General features: G+C 34.4%; 18 protein-coding genes and 4 tRNA genes. 3 read left to right on the forward strand and 19 right to left on the reverse strand.

Annotated elements, in window-relative coordinates; all coding sequences use genetic code 11:
* Positions 1 to 12: 12 nt before the first annotated feature.
* The 10 genes from ACFX5E_RS11915 to ACFX5E_RS11960 form a co-directional block, all read right to left on the reverse strand.
* Positions 13 to 83: transfer RNA gene (locus ACFX5E_RS11915), tRNA-Trp, on the reverse strand.
* 56 nt (positions 84 to 139) lie between these two features.
* Positions 140 to 1327 (reverse strand): elongation factor Tu, encoded by a 1188-nt coding sequence (gene tuf, locus ACFX5E_RS11920; RefSeq protein WP_103999660.1) that lies wholly within the window; start codon positions 1325 to 1327, stop codon positions 140 to 142.
* A 54-nt stretch (positions 1328 to 1381) separates the two neighbouring features.
* Positions 1382 to 1453 (reverse strand) — tRNA-Thr (locus ACFX5E_RS11925).
* 84 nt (positions 1454 to 1537) lie between these two features.
* A tRNA-Tyr gene (locus ACFX5E_RS11930) sits at positions 1538 to 1618 on the reverse strand.
* A gap of 33 nt (positions 1619 to 1651) precedes the next feature.
* Positions 1652 to 1725: transfer RNA gene (locus ACFX5E_RS11935), tRNA-Thr, on the reverse strand.
* A gap of 90 nt (positions 1726 to 1815) precedes the next feature.
* Positions 1816 to 2118, reverse strand: coding sequence for a ribosome hibernation-promoting factor, HPF/YfiA family (hpf, locus tag ACFX5E_RS11940; RefSeq protein WP_103999765.1), 303 nt, complete (start codon positions 2116 to 2118; stop codon positions 1816 to 1818).
* A 34-nt stretch (positions 2119 to 2152) separates the two neighbouring features.
* Complete coding sequence (locus ACFX5E_RS11945; RefSeq protein ID WP_379855375.1) at positions 2153 to 3046, reverse strand: tyrosine-type recombinase/integrase; 894 nt, start codon at positions 3044 to 3046, stop codon at positions 2153 to 2155.
* 70 nt (positions 3047 to 3116) lie between these two features.
* Positions 3117 to 3311: a 30S ribosomal protein S21 gene (rpsU, locus tag ACFX5E_RS11950; RefSeq protein ID WP_035670421.1), complete on the reverse strand. Its 195-nt coding sequence runs from the start codon at positions 3309 to 3311 to the stop codon at positions 3117 to 3119.
* Between the two features lie 155 nt (positions 3312 to 3466).
* Complete coding sequence (locus tag ACFX5E_RS11955) at positions 3467 to 4636, reverse strand: acyl-CoA dehydrogenase family protein (RefSeq protein ID WP_379855376.1); 1170 nt, start codon at positions 4634 to 4636, stop codon at positions 3467 to 3469.
* 53 nt (positions 4637 to 4689) lie between these two features.
* Complete coding sequence (locus ACFX5E_RS11960; protein WP_379855377.1) at positions 4690 to 5574, reverse strand: ComEA family DNA-binding protein; 885 nt, start codon at positions 5572 to 5574, stop codon at positions 4690 to 4692.
* A gap of 279 nt (positions 5575 to 5853) precedes the next feature.
* Between ACFX5E_RS11960 and ACFX5E_RS11965 the strand changes: the two genes are divergently transcribed.
* Positions 5854 to 7332: an amino acid permease gene (locus tag ACFX5E_RS11965; RefSeq protein ID WP_379855378.1), complete on the forward strand. Its 1479-nt coding sequence runs from the start codon at positions 5854 to 5856 to the stop codon at positions 7330 to 7332.
* A gap of 77 nt (positions 7333 to 7409) precedes the next feature.
* Here ACFX5E_RS11965 and ACFX5E_RS11970 read toward each other — a convergent pair whose 3' ends face one another.
* The 7 genes from ACFX5E_RS11970 to ACFX5E_RS12000 all read right to left on the reverse strand — a co-directional run bounded on the left by ACFX5E_RS11970 (position 7410) and on the right by ACFX5E_RS12000 (position 18291).
* Positions 7410 to 7637 (reverse strand): PspC domain-containing protein, encoded by a 228-nt coding sequence (locus ACFX5E_RS11970; protein ID WP_379855379.1) that lies wholly within the window; start codon positions 7635 to 7637, stop codon positions 7410 to 7412.
* A gap of 63 nt (positions 7638 to 7700) precedes the next feature.
* Positions 7701 to 8972, reverse strand: coding sequence for a DUF2851 family protein (locus ACFX5E_RS11975; RefSeq protein ID WP_379855380.1), 1272 nt, complete (start codon positions 8970 to 8972; stop codon positions 7701 to 7703).
* 130 nt (positions 8973 to 9102) lie between these two features.
* Positions 9103 to 9585, reverse strand: a complete 483-nt coding sequence (locus ACFX5E_RS11980) for a 3'-5' exonuclease (protein ID WP_379855389.1) — start codon at positions 9583 to 9585, stop codon at positions 9103 to 9105.
* 261 nt (positions 9586 to 9846) lie between these two features.
* Complete coding sequence (locus tag ACFX5E_RS11985; protein WP_379855381.1) at positions 9847 to 11208, reverse strand: pyridoxal-phosphate dependent enzyme; 1362 nt, start codon at positions 11206 to 11208, stop codon at positions 9847 to 9849.
* 206 nt (positions 11209 to 11414) lie between these two features.
* Positions 11415 to 13373 carry a putative porin gene (locus ACFX5E_RS11990; RefSeq protein ID WP_379855382.1) on the reverse strand — a complete coding sequence of 653 codons (1959 nt, stop codon included), beginning with the start codon at positions 13371 to 13373 and terminating at the stop codon, positions 11415 to 11417.
* Between the two features lie 255 nt (positions 13374 to 13628).
* Positions 13629 to 15179, reverse strand: a complete 1551-nt coding sequence (locus tag ACFX5E_RS11995) for a RagB/SusD family nutrient uptake outer membrane protein (protein ID WP_379855383.1) — start codon at positions 15177 to 15179, stop codon at positions 13629 to 13631.
* A gap of 4 nt (positions 15180 to 15183) precedes the next feature.
* Positions 15184 to 18291: a SusC/RagA family TonB-linked outer membrane protein gene (locus ACFX5E_RS12000; protein ID WP_379855384.1), complete on the reverse strand. Its 3108-nt coding sequence runs from the start codon at positions 18289 to 18291 to the stop codon at positions 15184 to 15186.
* A 179-nt stretch (positions 18292 to 18470) separates the two neighbouring features.
* Between ACFX5E_RS12000 and ACFX5E_RS12005 the strand changes: the two genes are divergently transcribed.
* Entirely contained in the window at positions 18471 to 19130 is a 660-nt protein-coding gene (locus tag ACFX5E_RS12005; RefSeq protein WP_379855385.1) for a ribonuclease HII, read from the forward strand.
* 224 nt (positions 19131 to 19354) lie between these two features.
* Here the strand turns inward: ACFX5E_RS12005 and lipB are convergent, their stop codons facing one another.
* Positions 19355 to 20053 (reverse strand): lipoyl(octanoyl) transferase LipB, encoded by a 699-nt coding sequence (lipB, locus tag ACFX5E_RS12010; protein ID WP_379855386.1) that lies wholly within the window; start codon positions 20051 to 20053, stop codon positions 19355 to 19357.
* Between the two features lie 251 nt (positions 20054 to 20304).
* Positions 20305 to 21051: a hypothetical protein gene (locus ACFX5E_RS12015; RefSeq protein WP_379855387.1), complete on the reverse strand. Its 747-nt coding sequence runs from the start codon at positions 21049 to 21051 to the stop codon at positions 20305 to 20307.
* 206 nt (positions 21052 to 21257) lie between these two features.
* Here ACFX5E_RS12015 and lysS point away from each other — a divergent pair, with 206 nt between their 5' ends.
* Positions 21258 to 22967 (forward strand): lysine--tRNA ligase, encoded by a 1710-nt coding sequence (gene lysS, locus ACFX5E_RS12020; RefSeq protein WP_379855388.1) that lies wholly within the window; start codon positions 21258 to 21260, stop codon positions 22965 to 22967.
* Positions 22968 to 23140 lie beyond the last annotated feature (173 nt).

The raw sequence follows: 23140 nt of genomic DNA on the forward strand, positions 1-23140 counted from the left end.
TTAGTTTATTTGCACGGGCGGAGGGATTCGAACCCCCATCAACGGTTTTGGAGACCGCTATTCTACCCTTGAACTACGCCCGTAGTTAAAAGCCAGCAACAACCAAAGCGGTTACTGGCTTTAAAATTTATTTATAGGATTAAGCTACTATCTCAGTTACCTGACCAGCACCTACTGTTCTACCACCTTCACGGATAGCGAAACGTAAACCAACATTTAATGCAATTGCACTAAGCAATACAACATCAATTGTTAAGTTATCCCCAGGCATAACCATCTCTACACCTGTTGGCAAAGTAATGATACCTGTTACGTCAGTTGTACGTACGTAAAACTGTGGACGGTAGTTATTATGAAATGGTGTGTGACGACCACCTTCTTCTTTTTTCAAGATATAAACCTCAGCTTTGAAAGTAGCGTGTGGTTTAACTGAACCTGGCTTACAAATAACCATTCCTCTTTTGATGTCTTCTTTTTGAATACCTCTTAAAAGAATACCTACGTTATCTCCAGCTTCTCCTCTATCAAGGATTTTACGGAACATCTCAACTCCAGTAATAGTAGAAGTTAATTTTTCAGCTCCCATACCAATGATTTCAACCGGATCTCCTGTATTAGCAACACCTGTTTCGATACGACCTGTAGCAACAGTTCCACGACCGGTGATTGAGAATACATCTTCAACAGGCATCAAGAAAGGTTTAGCAACGTCTCTTACTGGCTCTTCGATCCAAGAATCAACAGCTGCCATCAATTCAAGAATTTTTGGTACCCAAACTGGATCATTATTCAATCCACCTAAAGCTGAACCTTGAACAACAGGACCATTATCTCCATCATATTCGTAGAAAGATAACAAGTCTCTGATTTCCATCTCAACTAATTCAAGTAATTCCTCATCATCAACCATATCCACTTTATTCATGAATACAACCATTCTAGGAATACCTACCTGACGACCTAAAAGGATATGCTCGCGTGTTTGTGGCATAGGACCATCAGTCGCAGCAACTACAAGAATAGCACCATCCATTTGAGCAGCACCTGTAACCATGTTTTTTACGTAATCCGCGTGACCTGGACAGTCAACGTGAGCGTAATGACGATTAGCAGTTTCATACTCAACGTGAGATGTATTAATTGTAATACCTCTTTCTTTTTCTTCTGGAGCATTATCAATTTGATCAAATGATTTTGCTTGACAGTAACCTGCATCAGACAATACTTTTGTAATTGCCGCAGTTAATGTCGTTTTTCCGTGATCCACGTGCCCAATTGTTCCAATATTTAAATGGGGCTTGTTACGGTTAAAATTTTCCTTTGCCATTTTACTTAATTTTTAATCTTAGTTATATATTAATTTCTATTTCCTACTTACTTGAGCCAATGTCGGGAATTGAACCCGAGACCTCTTCCTTACCAAGGAAGCACTCTACCCCTGAGCTACACCGGCAGAATCCTTGATGTCAGAATTTGATTTGAGATTTCAGATTCAAAAAAAATTTAAAACCTTAATTTCAACATCTACTTTATTCTGTGGGGAGAGCAGGATTCGAACCTGCGAAGTTTACACAGCAGATTTACAGTCTGCCCTCGTTGGCCGCTTGAGTATCTCCCCTACTTTTCCTATTGTCAAACCGTTACAGTTTTGAGCCGGCGGAGGGACTCGAACCCACGACCTGCTGATTACAAATCAGCTGCTCTAGCCAACTGAGCTACGCTGGCGAATCAATAAAAAAAGTCCGCTATTTCTAACGGACTGCAAATGTAGAGATTTTATCTCTGATTCAAAACATTTTTTAAAAAAAATTTATATTAAATGTGTGAACTTATCTTTTCTTTCCTTTTTACCAACAATCTTTCCAAAGATTCAGCACAAAGCTCCACTGCTTCTTCAAAAATTTTACACTGCTTTTTAACTACAAAATCATCTCCCGGAACATTAATTTTTATCTCGGCAATTTTATTCTCTTTATCGCTTGTCTTTTCAACTTTCAAAAAAACATCTGCCGACACTACTTTATCGTAATATTTTTCCAATTTGTCCATTCTTTCTTGAACAAAATCTACCAGTTTTTTGTCAACAGTGAAGTTAACCGCTTGAACATTTACCTTCATAATCATTTTTTTTTAATAGTTAAACATTTCCGAATTACTTCTGATTCCTTGGATGCGCATCTTTATATACTTTTTTCAGTTCTGATAAACTATTGTGCGTATAAATTTGCGTTGATGCCAGACTGGAATGTCCCAATAATTCTTTTACCGAATTCAAATCAGCTCCATTATTTAATAAATGAGTAGCAAACGTATGTCGCAATATATGCGGACTCTTTTTTACTTTCTCGGAGACAGCACTAAAGTAAGAATTTATTAATCGATACACAAAGGTATCGTTCAATTTTAACCCTTTTTTTGTGAGAAAAAAAAAATCATTATCCACGATAGATTCCAAACACAATCTCTCTTTTATATACAACGAGAATTGCTCTGTAATTATTGGCAAAACAGGAAGTATTCTTTCTTTATTTCTTTTACCAAGCACCTTAATCGTATTGCCGGACAAATTAACATTTACGCTTTTAAGATGAATCAACTCTGTCCTGCGCATTCCGGTGGTGTAAAATAAATCTATAATGAGTTTATTTCTTATTTCTTCAAAACCTACTGCATTTTGCATGTGGCTTAACACATTCAGAACTTCTTTTTCAGAAAATGGAATTTGAAGGGTCTTAGGAGTCTTTAGCGCTTTGTGTTTCAATAGCGGACTAACTTCAATTTGTTTTGTTTTTAATAGAAATTTGTAAAATGCTTTTAAGGATGCGATTTTTCTATTAACAGATACATTTGACAAGTTATCATCCACAAGCGACACAATCCAACTTCTAATTTGATTGTAGTTTACCTGACCTATATTTTCCTGATCAAATTGAAGGGTGTTGAATGTTTCGAAGTACCCTAAATCATTCAAATAGGCATTTACGGTATGCGGAGAATATTTCTTCTCCATTTGTAGATAATCCCGAAATGCGTCTTTATTATTCATAAAAAAACCGTTAGCATCAAAGTTATAAAACTTTTAATGACTAACGGTAAATTATTTTAATAGATATTGACTAACTCTCTAAGTTATCTCTCATATTTTGGATATAAGCCGCTTTTTGAATTTTGATTCTATTAGTTACTGAAGGCTTAATAAAAGCAGTACGTGCTCTTAGTTGACGAACAGTTCCTGTTTTATCAAATTTTCTTTTGTAGCGTTTTAACGCTCTATCGATATTTTCTCCGTCTTTAATTGGTATAATTAACATAATATAGACACCCCCTTTCTTTAAGTGTGCAAAAGTAAACAAACTTTTGAATTATGAGTTATGAATTGAGATTTATTTCAAAAAGAATAAAAAAGCCAAGCTACAATTTCTTGTTTCTTGGCTCTATATTCTATTTTCTATTTTCTAAAAAGCTGTTATTCCACAGCTGGCTTATAATTTTGTTTATCAATTATCATTTTCGATAAAATCTCCTTGAGGATTTCTGAAGTCCCACCTCCTATTGGTCCCAAACGACTATCTCTAAATAAACGTGCTAATGGATAATCTTCCATATAGCCATAACCTCCCAACATTTGCAAGCAACTATAAATGGTTTCATCAGCCACTTTAGTAGATTTTAATTTGGCCATAGTAGCCTCCTTAACCACATATTCTCCTTTGTCTAATCGGGCTACGGCAGCATAATTAAACACTTTACAATGCTCAACATCTGTTGCATGCTCTACTAATGTATGTCTTAACGCCTGAAACTTATCTATTGTTCTGCCAAATGCTTCTCGTTGTGACATGTATTCTATTGTATACTCAATTGCATACTCAGCTCTTGCGTGAGCATTTATTGCCATAATTAAACGCTCTAAGGCAAAATGTTGCATAATATAAGGAAATCCTTTCCCTTCTTCACCCATTAAATTTTCTACAGGAATTTCTACATCATCAAATGCAATCTCTGCTGTATCTGAAGCTCTCCAACCTAATTTATCCAGTTTTACAGTGGAAATTCCTTTAAGGTTACTATCCATCAAAAACATGCTAATCCCTTTATTTCCAAGATCCGGACTCGTTTTGGCAGCAACTACATAATAATCGGCATAAACACCGTTCGTTATAAATGTTTTAGAACCATTAATAACATATTTATCACCTTTTCTCACAGCAGTAGTACGCATACCCGCAACATCACTTCCTCCAAAAGGTTCCGTAATGCACAATGCTCCTATTTTATCTCCAGAAATACTTGGCACTAAATAGTCTTGTTTAATTCGCTCATCACCTTCCGCATTCAAATGCGTCATTGCTAAATAAGAATGTGCCCACATAGCAGCGGCAAAACCAGATGATTTTATTTTTTGAAGTTCTTCCAGAAAAATTACCGTGTAAAATAAATCTAAATTCAATCCGCCATAAGCCTCGGGATAATTTATTCCGAAAAAGCCCATTTCTCCAAACTTTTTCCATACAAAACGCTCAATTGTACCCGTTTTTTCCCATTTTTCAATATGAGGCACAACTTCTTTAAGTAAAAAATCTTGTAAACTTGCTCTAAACAATTGATGTTCTTCTGTGAAATATATTGAATTCATATAATTAATTAATTTTTTTATTGACTTTTAATAAATTGAAGTTCTGCTTCAAATTAAAAGTCCAAATATAAAGCAATTATCTTTGCTTTATCAACAGGAAAACCCTTAATTTTTGTTAAATCCTCAATATTTTTAATATCTCCATTCATACTTCTATACGTTACTATTTCTTTTGCCAATGGATATCTGAAATAAGAAAATTGAGAAAGTTCTTTTAAAGAAGCGTTATTGATGTCTATTTTTTTAAAATTCGGCATCATCGAAACCTTAAAATGAGTGTTCAAATTCTCAATAACTTCGGGCGATAATCCCCAAACATCTTTCATCTGTTCCATAGAAACGAATCCTCCAAGACTTTCTTTTAGTTTTAAAATCCGAAGTGAAATTGCCTCGCCTATTCCATAAATTTTAATCAAATCTTCTTTAGTGGCTTGATTTATATCGATAGAAACTATTTTTTCTTTTTTGGCGAAAGCCTTATTTGGATATTTCTCATAGACCTTAAACTGTTTTTTATTATTTACCCAATCCGGGAATTTAAAAAAGGGAGCTATGACATTTAATAACGAATCCGAAACCTGAGTTACGTTTTGAAATTCTTTAGCTGAATTAACGTACTTATTCTCTTTCCTAAAAGCTAGAAGACGATCAATCTCCTTAACAGACATTCCCAGCTTATAGCCTTTGTAGTCTGTAATGAAATTGGGATTGAAAAGATAAATTTTAGGCGACTCTTTTTTTTCTTCCATTTTCATGGAATCAATTTGAGATTGCAGCGAAAGCCATTTTTGTTTCTCGGGAAATTCTTTTGCCAAAACACTAAAATCGCCAAAAAAATAAAGCATTTGTAAAACGATAATAATTCCGAACAACACAAAAATACCTTTTCGCTGTTCTCGGGAAAAAATAAAGTATCCACTTATTGTTTTAAAGGCCATACTTTGTGATTAGGTTACTATTATCTGATTTCATTTTTCAAAATCTAAAAATAGGAAATATTTTACGTCTTTAAAAAATATTCGAAAGACAAAAATGACATTTATCAAAACCAAATGCATTTATAGGTTCGTTTATTCTGAAAAAAAGCATCTTACAAAAAGGCCAAAGGCTATAAAACATTGCTGAATTATAATTTTATGACTTAAATCCTAATTATTATTTTTATTTTTTATAAAAAACAATACATTTGGTGCTTAATAACAAAAAAACCATAAAACATGTCTATTTGGAAAAGAAAACCATTGGCTCAGCTTTTAGCAGAAGCAGCCGATTCTGAAAAGGGATTAAAAAGAACATTAACCGCCTGGTCGTTAATTGCATTAGGCATTGGTGCCATAATAGGTGCAGGATTATTTGTAAGAACTGCAATGGCGGCTTCACAAAATGCGGGTCCATCAGTAACAATTGCATTTATTGTTGCAGCAATTGGATGTGCTTTAGCCGGGTTGTGCTATGCCGAACTTTCTTCTTCAATTCCTATTTCAGGTAGTGCTTATACGTATACTTATGCTACTATGGGTGAGTTTTTAGCTTGGATCATTGGTTGGGATTTAATTCTTGAATACGCTGTAGGAGCTGCAACTGTAGGAATCGCCTGGAGTGAATACCTAAATAATTTACTGATCAACGTACTCCATGTGAGTCCAATTCCATATTCATTATCCCATTCCCCATTTCAAACTGATGCGGTAACCGGAGAAAATGGAATGATCAATTTACCAGCCTTATTTATTGTTGGAGTAATCAGTTTATTATTAATAAAAGGAATCCAAGAATCAGCTTTTGTAAACGGAATTATTGTAGTTGTAAAAGTTGTCATTGTAGTATTGATTATCATTGTTGGCTGGAACTTCATTAATCCAGCAAATCACACTCCTTACATACCAGCAAGTTCTATTTTTACCGATGAACACGGTATCGATCATAGATTTGGAGGATTTTGGGGAATAATCGGAGCTGCAGGAACTGTATTCTTTGCCTTTATCGGTTTTGACGCCGTAAGTACAGCAGCACAAGAAACCATAAACCCTAAAAGAAATATGCCAATAGGTATTCTAGGGTCTTTAGCGGTTTGTACTGTATTATACATCCTTTTCGCTCACGTATTGACTGGGGTTGCAACTGTTGAAGATTTTAGAACAGGTGGAAAAGAAGCTTCTGTGTCGTTCGCAATTACAAAATATATGATTGGATATTCATGGTTAGGACAATTAGTGACTATTGCCATATTAGCAGGATTCTCTTCTGTGATTTTGGTCATGTTACTTGGACAATCCAGAGTATTTTATGCCATGGGTAAAGACGGTTTATTACCTAAAGCATTCAGTGATTTACATCCAAAATACAAAACACCATACAAAGCAAATATTGCAATTTTAGTAATTGTTGGATTATTTGCTGCTTTCATTCCAGGAGATATCGTAGGAGATATGACAAGTATAGGAACATTATTTGCCTTTTCACTTGTGTGCGTTTCTGTTATTATCCTGAGAAAGAAAGAACCTAACATGGTAAGAGAATTCAAAACTCCTTTTGTTCCTTTAGTGCCAATTTTAGGAGTCATCACTTGTGTGTTAATGATGGCTGGTTTAGGCTGGACAAACTGGTTAAGACTTTTTGCATGGATGGCTTTAGGTGTTATAATCTATTTTTTATACGGAAAGAAAAATAGCGTATTAAACAATCCAAAAAAATAATCTTCTTTTATAAATTAAAAAGGGACTATAAAGTACATCAACTTTATAGTCCCTTTTTTTATGCAACTAAATTTCATTTACAAATCAAAAACCGAAGTTCGTTTAGCTCGGATTAAATCTTTGAGGCGAATCCAAAAAGCCAATGTCAAATAAACCGCAAACCACAATCCTACCGTAACAAATGATAAGTATATAAAAAATAATCTTACGCTACTGGCACGCATTCCTAATGTGTCAGCTAAACGCGACGAAACATGAAAACCATGTTTTTCAAAAAAGAACTTCAGTTTAATTACTGCTGACATTTTATGAGTTATGAATTATGAGCAAAATTACAAAATTATCCAATTGACTCGTTTTCTAATTCACTAATTATTTTTAAGCAACTCCATCCCAACAGCACATTCTAAACATTTACTTTTATTGCAATACTCATTTTTGAGTTGCAACAAAGATTGGGTCTCAAAAGCACTTTTAGCTTTTATTCCAAAAAAACAAAATTTATCTACAATGGCATTTTTCTCCGGAGCGACTTCATTTAAAATACGTATCAAATCCTCAGAAATTTCCTTTCCCTGACTTTTTGCAAAAGCAAACTGAAGTGGAATTATAGTATTTATAACAATCAAATCGATGAAAGATTTAGAAAGTGGTTTCTTCTTCTTCGGACTTTCTTTATCAAATTGATAATGATTTAACCAATAGTCTGAAGCGGAGACTCGAAACACTTCATAAATATCTCTTAACGAATTCAATGTATTTATTTTCGAAAATAAATTCTGCTGACCGTGGTATAAATTAGCTAATTGTGACAATCGAATCGTCGGAAAATTATCAGGGCGATGTTTAAAAAACTGAACTGGCTCTATGGAATTTTTCTCTATTTGATATTTATGCAATAAATAGTAATACCTGAATTTCAAATCTTTAAAATAATTATCTTCTTTTTCTGAATCCAATAATCCGGCAGTTCCAAAAAGCAAGGCTTCGAGGTTTTCTATTTCAAAACTTTCTTTTCTTATGATGGAAAAAGGAATAGATTGTGCTATTTTCAAAAAGATTTCTCCATTGGTATTCAAACCAAAATTCTTGGCTAAAAGACAGAACAACACCGCTTCCCAATCTTGATTGGTTTGTTCCAATAAATCGAATATAGGTTGGGATTTCCTTTCTAATCGCTCAAAAAACAAACGTTCTTGCCAGTTTTTCAAAATAAATTCATCGATATTTACGAGTTGTTTTTCACAAAAAATCCATGATTTTGGGGAAATCAGCGATTGATAGTTTTCGATAGTCTCCTTTTTAACGTGTTTTTTGAGTTCTAAAACTGGAATTTCGGTATTATTGCTTCTAAAAATTTCCGCATCATGTTCCCAAACAACGTGGAGGATTACGTTTTCATATGCTGAATCCCTCTCATGATGATGCACGTACCAATCTGAAGATTTAAGATGAATTTCTACATTTCCAGCCCATTTTTGATCTCCAATCGTAATTTGGGCATTAAAAAAATCAGGACCTGCTAATTCTAAATATTGTCCAACATTGATAATTGTGATTTCCTCTTCATTAAAAGTTTTCAAATTTAAGGCATCAAACTTCTTGAACTTCCAGAGATAATGGAGAAAATCTTCTTTCATGTTATGATTTTTAGATAATAGCTTAAAAATGAAAGACTAAAGTACTAAAAAAACCAACAACTTACCTTACAAAACAAAAACAATATTCAAGTCAACACTCTAATTTGGATTGCTTCGTTCCTCGCAATGATTAGCGGAGTAAATATAATTTGGCGCAAGCCCGAGCATCAGATAAAGCTTCATGATGATTGAGTTGAATTTTCATTTCTCTACAACAATCACTTAATTTGGTTGGTGTTAGTCCTTTGGCTTTATATATTTTCACGGTGCATTCCCAACGAGATGCCAAATTCAATTCATCATAATCCAAGCCATAAAGCGCCATCGATTTAGCCAAAACATTTCTGTCAAAACTCTCGTTATGAGCAACAACGACTCTATTTTTCAACCGTTTTTGTATTTCAGGATATACTTGTGCGAATGATTTTGCATTCACCGTATCTCGCGGATATATTCCATGAACTTGAATCGTAAAAGGAGAATATAGATTATTAGGCGGCTTGATTAAGGTAACAAACTCATCTACAATTATTCCGTTTTCTACGGTAACAATTCCCACGGAGCAGGGATGAAAAGCAGTTGCAGTTTCAAAATCTATGGCGGTGAAGGTCATGTTTATTTCAGATTTTTGAATAGTGATTTTTGATTTCAGAGTTACAAAAATACAATCATTTATAGAAGTTGAAAGCATTCAACACCTTTCTTTTTATTTATTCTTGCCTATTTTGAGTCACCGTTTTTTTCAACAAGGGAGAAAATTTGCAACGCAGTAGAATTTTACAAAGCCAAACCATGTCGTCTTAAAAACCAAAAACCTACAAGGTTAAAAAAAACCTTGCAGGAGTATAGTATGAATTAAATTCGTGGTTAACCCTTATTTTATCGAACCAATAATATCATATTTCGTGATAATATGGTGTCTTCCGTTTCCTAAATCAATCAAAACAGCTTCGTTTTCTTTGTTGAATAGTTTAGAAACTTCTTCGATTGGCGTACCTAATTTTACAATTGGGTAGGGCTTTCCCATGATTTCTCTAATAGGTCTTTCGGCTGAATTTTTGTCTTCTACATAACTTTTAAACAAATCACTCTCATCAACAGAACCTACAAATCCTGTGATATCAATCACCGGAATTTGAGAAATTTTGTATTTACGCATTCTTTCTATGGCATGCGAAACTAACTCTTCGGTACGAACTACAATTAATGGTTTATCGACATGGTCTTTGATGACATCTTCGGCCTTTGTGATTTCTTCTTCCAGAAAACCACGTTCGCGCATCCAATCATCATTAAACATTTTACCCACATAACGGCTTCCTGAATCATGGAAAAGAACCACAACGACATCTTCTGGCTTGAAATGTTCTTTGAGTTGCAACAATCCTTTTATTGCTGCACCCGCTGAATTTCCTACAAAAATCCCTTCTTCAAGAGCTATTTTACGGGTATAAACCGCTGCGTCTTTATCAGTTACTTTTGTAAAGCCGTCAATTAGAGAGAAGTCAACATTCAGAGGTAAAATGTCTTCACCAATTCCTTCAGTAATATAAGAATAGATTTCATTTTCGTCGAAAATTCCCGTTTCATGGTATTTTTTAAAGACAGAACCATAGGTATCAATTCCCCAGATTTTAATATTTGGATTTTTCTCTTTCAAGTATTTTCCAACTCCTGAAATTGTCCCTCCGGTTCCTACACCAGAAACAAAATGAGTAATTTTACCTTCTGTCTGTTCCCAAATTTCAGGTCCTGTTTGCTCATAATGTGCTATCGCATTTGATGGATTATCATACTGATTTACGTACCAGGAATTAGGTGTTTCTTCCGCCAGTCTTTTAGAAACTGAATAATAAGAACGTGGATCTGTTGGTTCCACATCAGTTGGGCATACCACTACTTTTGCACCTACAGCACGAAGAATATCCATCTTCTCTTTGGATTGCTTATCTGAGATTACACAAATCAATTTGTATCCTTTTATGATCGCCACTAACGCTAATCCCATCCCTGTATTTCCTGAAGTCCCTTCAATAATAGTCCCTCCTGGTTTTAATCTCCCGTCAGCTTCGGCGTCTTCAATCATTTTTACAGCCATTCTGTCTTTTACAGAATTTCCCGGATTGAAAGTCTCCACTTTAGCGAGTACTAATGCATCAACACCGGCAACCACTTTATTAAGTTTCACTAATGGCGTGTTGCCAATTGTTCCTAATATATTTTCTGCGTACTGCATTTTATTATGATTTTAAGATTGTGATTTGTTATAAATACGAGTGCAAAGATAGCATTTTGTTATAAAATATTCTCGTTTACGGAATTTTGCGTTCGTGATAATAGCGGCATCCTTTGCTTGCTTTCTTTAGCAAGTAAAGATATAGCGGATAGCACGATAAAACGCCAAAAAAAGTACGTAAAGCCGCTAAAGCATTTTTCGTAATATCAATTGAAGAAATTCCAAACTAATCCAAAACGGATTGTAAAATCACGGTACGGGTTATTAGGTGACGAATAAAAATTGTTTCCTGTCAAAGAAGAATTAAAATGTTCTGCTTTCAAATAAATTCTGGTTCTTTGAATTTTTGCGTTGATGAAAAAATCAAGGTTGGGATAGTTTCCAATCTCTTTTTTATTTTGAACAAAAAATTCGCCAATTACCGGATTGTATTCGTTCCCAAAGTATTTCGTGAAATAATTCAGTGAAATACCCGTTTGCAAGAACAACGCATTCTTTTTGAAAAAATAACCCGAGTAGTAAAACGTATTTCTGGTTACAATCTCCGGTACATTTAAGATGTTATCTTGCTGACCCACTTTTTGATATAAAATCGTATTATCTAACGCAAAACTCCCAAATTTAAATTCTTTGTTGGCTTTAATGGATAAATAATTTATGGTCCTGTCGTATTGTGTTGGCGCAACTATTTGGGCTAGGGCCAGTACTTGAGCATCCGTTGAAACATCGGCAAAATAAAGATGATCATTTAATATCGAATACTGCAGCGAAGCATTAACCCAAGGCGTAATTGCATTGGCAGATATCGAATTTATTTTTTCATTCTTGAAATCATTGGACCAGTTGTATTGAACGTAACTGCTTTGGTACAAATCATAATTGTTATTTGGCAACTTGTTTATGTTTTGATATTGAAATGTCAATTCCGTTTCATCATTGGAATCATATTTCAACTTAGCCTCTAAATTAGACAACGATTGATTCGTAACGGATCTTGAATATAGAAATTTTCCATTCCACTTATTTTTTTGATACTCATATTGCCCACCAATATTATTTATATTTTGGCTTAAAGAACTTGGAACCGTTTTATTATCAAAAATCAAAATTTGATTGTAATAATAATTCGATCTAAAATCATCTGCAAAAAACTGGAATTTCCCTAAAGTTGTATTTTCATAGATTAGTCCCATCTTATTATACATTTTATTGTAATGGGTTTGATCATTTATGCCACGATCTTTAAAAGATTCTCCAAATCGGTAAACGGTTGTTCCTCCTACAGCAGATGGAACTGTGGCTTGATTGTATTCGAAAAACTTATTTTCGTAATTAAACTGATGGTTTACATATAAATTATTTGCTCCTTTTGTGGTATTAATTCTGAAGCTGTGATCTAAAAAAACTCTTTTGCCTTTCAGAAATGATTTAGCATCATTCAAAAAAACTTCCAATCTTTGTCTGTTATTAAAATTTGGGTCATCGCTTTCAAAATCACTATTTGTTGTGATTCCGCCATTTTCATAGTTTAAAATATCCTGGTAAGTATAATGCGCATTGGAATAGTACCTTTTATTTTTAGTGTTGTAACTTACAGTGAATCTGAAATTTCCTGTACTTGACAATTGATTTATATATTGCCCCTCAGAACGCAAGCCTTTATAAGCAATAGAAAAATTAAGATTTTCAGAGGTATTTAAAGTAATAAATGAATCTGCCGACTGGCCTTTTTTGACTGTGGTTTTAAAATATAATTCCGTAGCAGGAGTTGCCACAGAGCTGTATCGTATCTGATTTGCTTCCAGGAAATTAAAATGTTTTGCTTTGAATCCAAATTCTGGAAAAGGGGAAAAATCCGTTAAACTATATTGCAACGTATTATAAGTCTGTCCATCGTTAGCGAAAGCTAAAAGCCCAAAAGTATCTTTTCTTAAATAATTATGACTGTATTCTCTTTGAATGCTCAACGCAGTATCAATATAAGTGGTGTCCCGATCTATGGTAATAACGCGGTACTGATCTATAGTGGCGAGAGGTTGTTGTGGCTTTTTTATAGAATCCGAGCTGTTGTATTTACTGTTAGAGTCTAAAGTTTTGCTGTTTTTCTCCTGAGAAAACAGCAAAGTGGAGAATGATATAAAAATAAAAAAAAAGAAAATTCTCATTTGAAAGGGATATAATTAGTGACTTTTGTAATTGTATTTTAGCAAAGGTAAATCAATAAAAAAAAAATACAACATAGACCAGAACATTATCGTTTTGATTTCATATTTTTTTTTTAAAAAATTGAAATTTTGTTTATCAAAACAAACATATTTCACTGGTTAATAAAGTTAATTCACTTAAAAAATTTATAAAAAAAAACCTTTCACAATCAAAAATGACTGGAAAGGTTTTCTTTATAAAATTATGAATTTAAACTACCAACCAGGATTTTGCTGACCAGCTAAAATTGGATTAGTTGTTGTTACTAATAATGGTATTGGCCATAAGAATCTAAAATCACTTCCAGGAATAGCAGCATTTGTTCTTGGACCTGTGTACGGTGTCCCCAAAGTAAATGAACCCGCAGGAGGATTACCATTAGCTAATTTAGCAGGAATTCCATTAATTGGAAACAAATCATCGCCTTGTAATCTGTGAATATCTGACCATCTTCTACCTTCACAAATAAATTCTATTCTACGTTCTTTTAATATTGCACCAACTAAATCTGTTGCTGTTGCAAAACTTGCTGCCGTGTAAGCTTGAGTAGCTGGAACAGCTAATGATCTATTTCTAACTCTATTCAACTGAGTCAAAGCTGATGTTAAATCTGGTGAAGTTTTTCTAGCATTGGCTTCTGCCATATTCAAAAGTACTTCTGCGAAACGAATTACTGGAGCGGGATCAGTTGAATTTGTAATATCAGTATATTTGTTTGTTAAAACATTACCAGAATTGATCGTTGTCATCACACCATTCTCTCTTCTTTTGTCATCATTTAACCACATCACATCTCTCCAAATGATTGGACTAATGCAAATTAAAGCTCTATTTTTATACATTGAAGCCAGAGCACCATTAACACCTGGGTTTTGACCAGCTGTAGCACCATGTTGAATTGAAAAAATAGTCTCAACATTAGTGCCTAAAGTAAATGCTGCCGCTGGAGTTGGAGCTAAAGAAAGTGCAGATAATTTCGACCCTTCAAGTATCACATTATTCCAATCTCTTTTTTGTAAAAACACTCTAGTTTTGAAAGCGATAGCAGCTTCTTTTGTTGCACGAAATTTATTTGTACCAATAAGGTTGCTCTCAGCAAAATTCAAATCAGCCAAAACTTTAGTATAACACTCAGCTACTGTATTTCTTCCTTGCGCTTTTTCGCTTTCTACTTCCGCATCGGTATCAACACCTACTTCTCTGTATGGTAAACCCGGGTGAGTTGCACCAGCAGTAAAATTGTAAGGTCTAGCAAAATAATTTAACATTTCAAAATGTGTAATTGCTCTTAAAAATCGTGCCTCTGCGATGTAACTATTCCCAAGTTGAGCAGTAATTACATTTTTACTCACTGCATCAGTTACTCCTTCTATAATTAAATTACATCTGTTAATTAATCTGTAACCATCTACGAAATAATAAACGTTGTTTGCAGTACCAGCATCATATGTACCTGTATATGTTAACTGAAAAAATCCAGCCAAATTAATAACATCTTCTCCTCTATTATCTCCTTGTTGTACAAAAGCCGCTCCCCAAATATAACCTCGACCACTATTTGGATTATTAGCAGTATTGTTATAAATACCAACCGAAGCTGCATTGTACATACCGTTCATTGAAGCAGTTATCAATGTAGGAGTTGTAAATGCGACATCAGATGCTACCGCATTTATAGGAGTTAGTCCCAGTATTTTCTCATCTGAGCAAGAAAACAATCCCATTACTAGCATTACACTAGTTACTATTTTTATGTATTTTTTCATTTTTTTATAAATTTACGTTAATACCAATTGAAAAAATTCTTGCTCTTGGTGTACCGTTTAAATCAACTCCAGAAGTTTCTAATTCCGGATCTAATCCTTTGTATTTGGTTATTAAAAATAAATTTTGAACTTGAGCAGACAATCTCACACCTTCAACACTTATTTTTTCAGTTAAAAGTTTTGGAAATGAATATCCTAAACTTATGTTGTCTAAACTAATAAAGTCAGCATCTTCGACAAAACGAGTTGTTAAATTACTTGCTTGATTAATAAATGGATTTTGATTAGCAACTAATCTAGGCGTAACTCCGTCACCAGGATTTGTAGCACTTTGCCATCTACCAAGGATTTCTGTGCTATTGTTGCTTAAACCTAAATTAAGTAAATCTCTTCTTGTACCATTAAAAACTTTATTCCCACCGCTAAAGCGAATCAAAAAGCTAAAATCAAAATCTTTGTAGCTCATTCTTGAACTAAATCCACCAAAATAAGTAGGAAGGGAATTCCCTTGAATCTTTTTATCTGCTTGAGTTAAAGTTGATGCAACTGCTATGTTAGTTGGATCGGCTGGATTAAATACTTTGTAATTAGCTGTTGCTATATTTCCTTGCACCAAGGTGCCATCAGCTTTATAATAAACCGGATTACCGTTTGCAGCATTTACTCCCCAATATGTAAATCCATATAATGAGTTTAGAGATTCTCCTTCACGGATAATGATATTTGGCTGAATATTTATATCTCCTGAACTTCCACCAATGATATCGGCACCATTATTAGGCAAATTGTAAACTTTATTTTTCTGCAAAGTTAAATTTGCATTGACATTCCACTTGAAATCTTTAGTGTTTATAACACTATAATCTACTCCAAATTCATAACCTTTATTCAATACATTTGCAGCATTTCTATCTATTGCATTTCCTGGAACACCTAATGAAGGGTCTATCGGAAATTGAAGTACTACATCTTCAGAGGTATTCTTGAAATAATCAAAGTTTAAAGTCAAACGATTATTAAATAAAGACAAATCTACTCCATAATCAATTTTAGTACTTGTTTCCCATTTCAAATTTCTGTTTGCAAAAGTTGTAAATGCAATACCATTATTTGGTCCGTAAAATGAAGGAGAATATGTACTCAAATAAGGATAATTACTCCTACCCACATTTGTGTTACCCGTTAAAGAGTAAGAACCTCTGATTTTGAATTGTGAAATGACACTTTTAAAATCTTCCATAAAACTTTCATTCGCAATATTCCAACCTCCAGAAACACCAGGAAAACTTTGGTAGCGAATGTCTGAATTAAATTTCGATAGTCCATCACGTCTTATTGTCCCTTGAACAAAATATCTTTCTTTATAATTATAACTTGCTCTTCCGATATAAGAAATAATACCTTCTTCATTAACTCCACCCCCTGATTCTTGAGTACCAAAAGCCCCTGTTACAACATTTTCATTAAAAAATGGATCAGTTATGTTTGTACCAGTAGCAAAAAACCCTTCATTTCTCTCTTTTTGAGCTTCATAAACTGCTGTCAAAGATAGATTATGGTCATCACTAAATGTTTTATTGTATGACAAAACATTTTGAACATTCCAACGAGTTAAAGTATTACTATTATTACTTAAGCGTCCATTAGTTCCACGTCCATCACCATGTAATGGATTCCAATATAAGAATCCGTTTGTTGAGGCATTATCAACTCCAATTTGGAAACGATAATTTAAACCTTTTAAAATATTAGCAGATACAAAAGCACTTGATATAATTCTAGTTACCTTAGATTCAAACTTGTTATTTGCTAATACGTAGCTGATATTTGACAAGTTATCAGTGGCCTGAGTCAGGTTTGTTCCCTGACCAATATTTCCAGATGTATTAAGGTTAAAACCTGTTGGGTTTGTTGCATTAAAAGGAGAAGTATTTGGCAACTGTCTTATTGCACTAAAAATATTTCCTGAAATAGAGTTCCTTCCAGTGTTTAATCCAAATGTATTAGTTTTAGTAACCCCAATGTTAGCTCCGACCGTTAACCAAGACATTACTTCATGTTCTAGATTTGACCGTAGAGAATAACGATCTAAACTGTTTGACTTCGCAATACCATCTTGAGTGGAGTAACCTAAAGACATGAAATATTTTGTTTTATCAGAACCTCCATTTAGAGACACAGAATGGTCACTTTGAAAAGCCCCTTTATTTAACACCTCACTTTGCCAATCAGTATCAAAATTACTTCCGGCTGCCCAAGCTGCTTGACCTGCATTTGTTCTTTTTTCGTTATTAATAACCAAAAAATCAGCAGTTTTAAGTAAATCAAATCTTTTTGTTGCAGAGGCAAATCCAGTAACATTACTATAAGATACTTTCATCGTACCTTTTTTACCTCTTTTCGTAGTAATTAAAATCACACCATTTGCAGCTCTAGAACCATAGATTGCTGTAGCAGCACCATCTTTTAAGACTTCAAATGATTCAATATCATTTGGGTTAATATCTGCCAAACCATTTGTGTCTGCAGAACCTCCAATGTCTCCAGAATAAATTGGCAAACCATCCACTACATACAAAGGTTGAGTACCACTATTTATTGTAGCTACACCTCTAATTCTAACTCTAGGTGCTACACCTAAAATTCCGTTTTGAGTCGTAACCTGAACACCCGCAGCTCTTCCCCCTAGCTGACTTTCAAAACTAGGTGTAATTAATCCTTTGATATCATTACCATTAATTTTGGAAATAGAGCTAGTAAGATCTTTCTTTTTCTGAACTCCATAACCTACAACTACTACTTCTTCCAATGCATTACCTTCTTGCTCCATTCTAACACTAATTGTCGCAGAAGAACCAACATTTACTGTAATCTCTTTCATCCCAAGAAAAGAAAAAACTAAAGTTTCCCCTTCTTTTGCTCTAATGGAATACTTACCATCAAAATCAGTTTGAGTACTGCGCTGTTTTGCTCCTTTAATAATAACATTTGCGCCAGGGATAGGCCCCGAAATATCGGAAACTACACCCGTAATTGTTTTCTCTTGTGAAAACACAAATTGCATTGACAAAGCCAATAACAATGAAAAAATCCATTTGAATTTTAATCTCATTTTAAATTATTTTGAATTAGTTATCTGGCAAATCTCACGATAAATAATTAATTAACCTAAAATTAACGTTAAAAAATATACTTTTAACATTTGTATAGCGTTTTGTGTGCCGTTTTATGAAACATGTATTAGCTAATGAATTAAAAAAAAAATATTTTCTTTCTATATTTGCCAAAAAAATGCTCGAAAGTAATTTTTCAAAATACATACTCGAATCAGGAACTGATGAAGCAGGTCGTGGTTGTCTTGCGGGACCTGTAACTGCAGCGGCTGTAATATTGCCACACGATTTTGAAAACGCAATACTAAATGACAGTAAACAATTATCAGAAAAAATTAGAGAAAAATTAAGACCTATTATTGAGCAGCAATCCATTTCATTTGCAGTAACACATCTTGAGCCTATGGTAATTGATGAAATCAATATCCTGAATGCATCTATAAAAGCCATGCAGGAAAGCATTCTAAAACTCCATCCAAGGCCGGAATATATTATTCTCGACGGAAATGCACCACTGATTCACAAAAAAGGTATAAAAAATCGTGGAGGAAAAATTTTTACCGAAGTTGAACTCGAAATTTTAAATTCGATTCCAAATACCAGTATCGTAAAAGGTGATTCTAAATTTATGAGTATTGCCGCGGCCTCCGTTTTGGCAAAAACGTACCGCGATGCGTATATGAACCGCATTCATGAGGAATTCCCGATGTCTAATTGGAAAAAAAACAAAGGTTATCCCACCAAAGAACATCGGGAAGCCATCCGAAAATATGGCGTTACAAAATACCACCGAATGACGTTTCGATTGTTGCCAGAACAGCTAAAATTGGAGATTTAGATTTGTTTGAAGCAACATCAAAACACACCCCCAGCCCCTCTCAAGAGGGGAATTCGACCCTGTTATCATGAACCTTTGGTTTTTATACAGAATCCGAGACGTTCTTATAATTCTTTTTATTTGATGTTATTTTTAGAATTCAGCCGATATTGTTTAGCAAAACATTCCTTATACGCACTTCTGACTCCCCTCTGGAGAGCGGCTGTGAGTGTGTCTTTAGTTTTTTATTCAAACTTAGATTCAAATAAATCTGCAAAATGTTTCAGGATTTTCTCCTTCACTTCTGCTTCATTTACTTTTTCAACTCCGAGTTCTACGTTTAAAGAAGTTACGGCCTTACCACGAATCCCACACGGAATGATATTGTCAAAATAACCCAAATCAGCATTTACGTTTAACGCAAATCCGTGCATAGTTACCCAACGGGAAGCGCGAACGCCCAGCGCACAAATTTTTCTGGCAAATGGAGTTCCTGCGCCTAACCAAACTCCGGTTTCGCCTTCGCTTCTACCACAAGCAATTCCATATTCTTCAAGGGTAAGAATAATAGCTTCTTCCAGAAAGCGCAAGTATTTATGAATATCCGTAAAGAAATTTTCTAAGTCTATAATTGGATAACCCACAATTTGTCCGGGTCCGTGATACGTAATATCGCCACCACGGTTGATTTTGTAGAAAGTCGCTCCTTTGGCTTCCAATTGTTTTTCAGATAAAAGTAAATTACTCAAATCGCCACTTTTCCCCAAAGTATAGACATGAGGATGCTCCACAAAAAGAAAGTAATTTGGCGTTTCTAGGCTGAGTTCTTCTCTGCGATTTAGAATTTTCAAGTCAACGATTCCTTTAAACAATTGTTCTTGGTATTCCCAAGTTTCCTTGTAATCTTTAGTTCCTAAATCTTGAAGTTGGATGGTTTTGTTCATTTGTAATTGCGAGGAGTTGCGAGGCACGAAGCAAAGCAATCTTTTTTCGGTCCGTTATTTTTGATTGGTAAAGGTACAAAGTTTTGAGTTTACTGTTTTTCCTGCAAGGTTTTTTTTAACCTTTTGGGTATGCTATAAAAATTAAAACTTATAAATTATGAATAACTAGTCTTCGTCTAAAACTAATTTTTATTATTGCGCTGAAAGCGATACCTACAAGGTTTGAAAAAACCTTGTAGGATTGACATTTATTAATTGACTTCATCTGTTTCCAAAACCACCTCCAGATTCGTACTCTCCGGATTTACTAAACAATCTGTTATTAGAAATTGCAATTCCAATGATTTTTTGTCTTCGCTTATTTTTGCATTTGTATTCGAAACCGATTTTATTTTCCGAGGAAAATGATATTTTAAAACATAGAGCTGATTGATTTTAAAATTGGCTGCTCGGGTTTTCAGGTCTGAAATTTTATCCTGCTGTTTTTTTAATTCGACAGGATCTGTAATTTTCACTATTCTTTTAAAAAGACTTTCGTCAAAAGCATAATTCACACTATAATAATGTTCTTCGGCAACCAGTGCGTAATTGTTTTCAATATCATCTGCATATTCTTCGGTTTTGTATAAATCCGCAACTTCGGCTATTTTAGTAAAGTTTTGATTGATTGTTGTTCGAAATTCTTTCTCGTAAGAACTTTTCTTGATGTGAACTTTTACGTTTGAAAACTTTTGAAAAACAGCTTTTTCGGATGCTGGAAGTTTTGCAAACGTCTCCGCATATTTCGCTATAAAATCCTTGAAAACGTAAGTGGTATCCTCGAATTTTTCTTCTTTGGAATAATTTTCGCCCACTAATTGCATGTAACTGTGTTCGTCGCGCAGTGATTCGGTTTCTATTTTTCCGGATCCGTCTTGGTTTAAATAGATGGTTTCGGTAATTTGGCAACTTGTTGTTAGAATGGCCAAAAGTATAAAGACGTAAATTTTATTTTTCAATTTTTATGATTTTGAATGGTGATTTTTTACCAAATGTAAAATAATAACTACAATCCCTAGCCCAGATTACAGTGGAAATCCTTTTTATTTTTTAAGAAAAAATAAAAAGATTGTAACGGAAAGCTGGAAATAGCTCCAAAAAACCTTTAGCACTTTGTTACTTTGCTACTTATACAGTATCTTTGCGCTCTTAAAAACAGCATAAAATGGCATTATCCGAACAAGAAATATTACGTAGAGAAGCACTTACCGAATTACGCAATTTAGGCATTGAGCCTTATCCAGCAGCCGAATTTATCACAACCGCTTATTCCAGCGAAATCCTAGCCGATTTTGAGAAGTACGAAGGAAAAGAAGTTGTTTTAGCCGGGCGTTTGATGGGTAAGCGTATCATGGGGAAAGCATCATTTGCAGAATTGAAAGATGCTGAAGGACGTATTCAAATCTATGTTTCGAGAGATGATATTTCGACGGACGAGGAGAAAACAATGTACAATGTAGTTTTCAAAAAACTATTGGATATTGGCGATTTTATTGGGGTTCGCGGAACGGTTTTTAAAACGCAAGTGGGTGAAATTTCGGTTCATGTTTATGGATTGACAGTTTTGGCGAAAGCCTTGAAACCACTTCCTGTTGTAAAAACGGATGCCGACGGAAAAACACACGATGCTTTTGCTGATCCGGAACAAAGATACCGTCGTCGTTACGTGGATTTAACCGTGAACGATCACGTGAAAGAAACGTTTATCAAAAGAACAAAATTGTTCAATGCGATGCGTTCTTTCTTTAATGATAAAGGATATTTAGAGGTGGAAACTCCAGTTTTACAACCAATTCCCGGTGGTGCTGCAGCGCGTCCTTTTATCACACACCACAACTCGCTTGACATGCCATTGTACATGCGTATTGCGAATGAGTTGTACTTAAAAAGATTGATTGTTGGTGGTTTTGATGGGGTGTATGAGTTTTCGAAAAACTTTCGTAATGAAGGAATGGACCGAACACATAACCCAGAGTTTACTGCCATGGAAATATATGTAGCCTACAAGGACTACAACTGGATGATGAAATTCACCGAAAACTTGTTGGAACATTGCGCCATTAGTGTAAACGGAACCAGTGAAGCAACTTTTGGAGGACATACGGTGAACTTCAAAGCTCCATATGCAAGAGTTACGATGACAGATTCTATCAAACAATTTACTGGATTTGATATTTCAGGAAAAAATGAAACAGAGTTATTTGACGCTGCCAGAGGGATGGGAATTGACGTGGATGCCACGATGGGTAAAGGAAAATTGATTGATGAAATTTTTGGCGCTAAATGCGAAGGAAATTATATTCAGCCAACTTTTATCACGGATTATCCAAAGGAAATGTCTCCATTGTGCAAACAGCACCGTGACAATCCGGAATTGACAGAACGCTTTGAATTGATGGTTTGTGGTAAAGAAGTAGCGAACGCTTATTCTGAATTGAATGACCCGATTGACCAAAGAGAGCGTTTTGAAGAGCAAATGAGATTGTCTGAAAAAGGAGACGATGAAGCAACCGGAATTATCGATGAAGATTTCTTAAGAGCTTTAGAATACGGAATGCCGCCAACTTCTGGATTAGGAATTGGAATGGACCGTTTGATGATGTTTTTGACCAATAATGCTTCTATTCAAGAAGTGTTGTTGTTCCCACAAATGAGACCAGAGAAAAAACAAGTTCAAATTGAATTGGAAGATGATGAGAAACTGATTGTCGCCATCTTGAAAACGAATGACAACAAAATGGATTTTGGATTATTGAAAATCAAATCGGCATTGAGTGGTAAAAAATGGGACAAAGCCATGAAAAACTTATCTTCTTTAGGAATGACTGAAGTAGTTGTTGAAGGAGAAAGCAAAGCATGTAGATTGAAAGAGTAACTTACTGCATTTGATTATATAAAAAAAGGAGCTGCAATCGAAGCTCCTTTTTTGTGTACTACTTTCAACTAATTAATGCAACTTTAGGGAAAAGATAAAGATATTTTTTCAAAAGAAAGGACTTTAAAGTCCTCTCTCTCGAATGGAATAAATGTTCTTTATTTGCTCCTGAC

This window comes from Flavobacterium xylosi (genome assembly GCF_042787345.1).
Classification (GTDB): domain Bacteria; phylum Bacteroidota; class Bacteroidia; order Flavobacteriales; family Flavobacteriaceae; genus Flavobacterium; species Flavobacterium xylosi.